The following is a 3395-nucleotide window of genomic DNA, read 5'->3' on the forward strand; positions in this document are numbered from 1 at the left end:
CAAAAGTCTTGCTTTTCTTTTAATTTATGCTACACTTGTTCTTGTATATGATACAAGTTTATCGAAAAAGGAGTTCATATGGATACAAAATTTTCAGTTGCTTTGCATATCTTAACAATGATTAGTGAAAGCAAGGAAACCTTAAGTTCTCAAGTACTAGCTATTAGTGTTGGGACTAACGCTAGTTACATTCGAAAGGTGATTGCCTTGTTGAAAAATGCAGATTTGATTCATTCCCATCAAGGAAAAACAGGCTATCAACTCAGTAAGTCTCCAAAGAAAATGACTTTACTAGAGATCTACTATGCTACTCAAGAAATCAATCACATTAGTTTATTCCCTGTTCATCAAAATAGTAATCCCGATTGTCCCGTTGGAAAACATATCCAAGGAGCAGTTTCACCACTTTTCGCTAGTGCCGAATCTCAATTAGAGAAAGAATTAGCAAATCAAACTTTAGAAGATGTCATTGACAATCTATATAAACAAGCTAAACAAGTCCGAAACTGATTTGATAACAAGTCAGTTTTTACTGGAAACAACATGAACTTGTATCAAATACAAGTCTATTGAATTATATTAAAAAAGAAAAGATAAGACAATGAAAGCCGCACAACACACTACTTATAACAAAAACAATATCACACTGAACATCACAGAAATCGCTAAACCAAGTATTACAGACAAACAAGTCTTGGTGAAAGTCACCGCAGCTGGTGTTAATCCTCTCGATAACATGATTTCTCGTGGTGAGGTCAAGATGATTGTTCCTTACAAACTTCCTCAAACTGCAGGTAACGAAGTGGTTGGAATCGTTGAAAGCATTGGCAAGCAAGTTGACAACTTTCAGGTAGGAGACCGTATCTTTGGCCGTCTGCCACTTGATCATATCGGCGCCTTTGCAGAATACGTAGCTGTCGATAGCCAAGCCTTAGCCAAGGTTCCAGACTATCTATCAGACGAGGAGGCTGCTGCTGTTCCTCTTACTGCCTTGACCATTATACAGGCTCTTGAACTCATGGGCGCTCAAGCTGGGAAAACGATCTTTATTTCTGGTGGGACTGGTGGTGTCGGTGGAATGGCCATTCCGATTGCCAAGGCCAAAGGTTTGAAAGTCATTACCAACGGTTCTGGAGATAGTGCTGAGCGTGTGTTGAAACTAGGAGCAGATAGATTTATCGATTACAAAACAGAGGATTATACAAAAACTGTTAGCCAGGTGGATTATGTCCTCGATACTCTCGGTGGAGCTGAAACTGAAAAACAAATGTCTATCATGAAAAAAGGTGGTCAGCTTGTTTCACTTCGTGCCATGCCAAACGGTGCCTTTGCCAAACGCATGAATCTACCAAAATGGAAACAGATTATTCTTGGCTTAGCAGGTCGCAAATTTGATAAAATGGCGGAAAAATATGGCGTCCACTACCATTTTATCTTTGTAGAAAGCAATGGCGCTCAATTACAAGAGGTAGCTGACCTCTTTATTAAATTAGAAATCAAACCCTCTATCGATACAATTTATCCATTTGAAGAGGTAAATAGCACCTTAGACAAGGTCGCTAATGGTCGCTCACGTGGAAAAACAGTCCTCAGCTTTAAGAAATAAAAAGGAAAACACAATGTCATATCTTACTACAAAAAATCAATACATCACAGTCGACGGCAACAAAATCGCTTATCGCGAACTTAGTAAAGGCAAATCAAAACTACCTCTTCTGATGCTGGTCCATTTGGCAGCAACTCTCGATAACTGGGATCCAAAACTCTTGGACTTGATTGCTGAAAAGCACCATGTGATTGTAGTCGACCTTCCAGGTGTTGGGGCCAGTCAGGGCAAAGTTGCTTCGACGATTCCTGGAATGGCTGAGCAGACAATTGACTTTGTGAAAGCGCTTGGTTACGATAAAATCAATCTTCTTGGCCTTTCTATGGGAGGTATGATTGCCCAAGAAATCATCCGAATAAATCCTACTCTAGTCAATCGTTTAATCTTGGCTGGAACAGGACCTCGAGGTGGAAAAGAGGTCGATAAGGTCACAGGGAAAACCTTTAACTATATGTTTAAAGCTGGACTCGAGCGCATCGATCCTAAACGCTATATCTTCTATAATCATGATGAACAAGGAAAGATTGAAGCTTTAAAAGTCCTAGGACGAATGGGGATGAGAACAGAGGAATTTGCGGATAAAGACATGAACGTATCAGGATTCCTAACTCAACTCAAAGCTATTAAACGTTGGGGGAAAGATTCGCAGGACGACCTAACATTTATCACTCAACCAACCTTAATCGTCAACGGGGATAAGGATATGCAGGTTCCAACGGAAAATTCTTATGATATGCATGAAAAAATAAAAGATAGTAAACTGATTATCTATCCAAATGCTGGCCACGGTTCGATATTCCAATATGCAGACGAATTTTCAAAAGAACTACTGACTTTCTTGGAGGACTAAGATGGTCAAAACGATTCTGATTACAGGTGCTACTGACGGTATCGGTAAACATTTGGCAAAGAAATTGGCTAGTGAAGGCTATCATATCATCCTCCATGGTCGAAATCCTCAAAAACTTGAGCTAGCGCTTCAAGAGGTTCGGGCAGTTTCCTTGAGAGGCAGAGTTTCTAGCTACTTGGCAGATTTTTCCAAATTAGACGATGTTTATCAATTTGTAGAGGAAATCAAGCGAAACTTTCAAAGTATTGATGTCTTGTTTAATAATGCAGGCCTGTATGTAGGAAAAGAACGAAAAGCGAGTGCTGAAAATGTCGAGTTGACTTTTATGTTATCCGTCCTGGTTCCTTATATTTTAACAACTGAGCTAAGTCCCTTGTTAGAAAAAGCGGCTGACGGCCGTGTCATTAATACTTCTTCCTATATGCATCATTTTGCCAAGGTCAAGGATTTGGACTTTGGATTTGAGAAAAATTACAATCCTAGTTTAGCCTACAATAATTCCAAACTTTACACTATTTGGATGACACGCTATCTAGCCAGAGACTTCTTTTTAAGAGGTTCAAGCATCACCATCAATGCCTATCATCCAGGCTTGATTTCAACCAACTTGGGGAATGATTCCAGTGATGAAAAGACGAAAAAATCTCTCTTCGGACACTTGATGAAGTCATTTTCCAAAAATCTAGACGAGGGAATCGAAACAGGCTACTATCTTACATTATCAGAAGAAGTCAGGGGCTTGACTGGCTACTATTTTGATGAGAAGAAAGTGAAATCTGTATCTGAAAAAGGCTATACTTTTGAGAAAGCTCGAGATTTAATCAATTACTGTAATGATAAAATTGAGTTGTTTAAACAGAAACATTCTCAGATAAATTAGAAAAAAGTTCTCTTTCCATTTTGCTAGAAAGAGAACTTTTTCTTTAGGAGAAATAACTT

General features: G+C 39.0%; 4 protein-coding genes. All 4 read left to right on the top strand.

What is annotated here, in order from left to right; translation table 11 throughout:
• Positions 1–78: 78 nt before the first annotated feature.
• The gene (locus tag SMIDD26_RS07770) at positions 79–510 is read left to right on the top strand and encodes an Rrf2 family transcriptional regulator (protein ID WP_061439746.1); all 432 of its coding nucleotides are present in this window, start codon (positions 79–81) and stop codon (positions 508–510) included.
• A 91-nt stretch (positions 511–601) separates the two neighbouring features.
• The gene (locus SMIDD26_RS07775) at positions 602–1606 is read left to right on the top strand and encodes an NADP-dependent oxidoreductase (RefSeq protein ID WP_061439747.1); all 1005 of its coding nucleotides are present in this window, start codon (positions 602–604) and stop codon (positions 1604–1606) included.
• A gap of 13 nt (positions 1607–1619) precedes the next feature.
• Positions 1620–2456: an alpha/beta fold hydrolase gene (locus tag SMIDD26_RS07780; RefSeq protein ID WP_061439748.1), complete on the top strand. Its 837-nt coding sequence runs from the start codon at positions 1620–1622 to the stop codon at positions 2454–2456.
• Between the two features lies 1 nt (position 2457).
• Complete coding sequence (locus SMIDD26_RS07785) at positions 2458–3336, top strand: SDR family NAD(P)-dependent oxidoreductase (RefSeq protein WP_061439749.1); 879 nt, start codon at positions 2458–2460, stop codon at positions 3334–3336.
• Positions 3337–3395: the final 59 nt, after the last annotated feature.

This window comes from Streptococcus mitis, from assembly GCF_001579035.1.
GTDB classification, from domain to species: Bacteria; Bacillota; Bacilli; order Lactobacillales; family Streptococcaceae; genus Streptococcus; species Streptococcus mitis_J.

Coding starts and splice junctions, on each gene's coding strand:
- SMIDD26_RS07770 (WP_061439746.1), top strand. CDS start 79: ATGGATACAAAATTTTCAGTTGCTTTGCATATCTTAACAATGATTAGT.
- SMIDD26_RS07775 (WP_061439747.1), top strand. CDS start 602: ATGAAAGCCGCACAACACACTACTTATAACAAAAACAATATCACACTG.
- SMIDD26_RS07780 (WP_061439748.1), top strand. CDS start 1,620: ATGTCATATCTTACTACAAAAAATCAATACATCACAGTCGACGGCAAC.
- SMIDD26_RS07785 (WP_061439749.1), top strand. CDS start 2,458: ATGGTCAAAACGATTCTGATTACAGGTGCTACTGACGGTATCGGTAAA.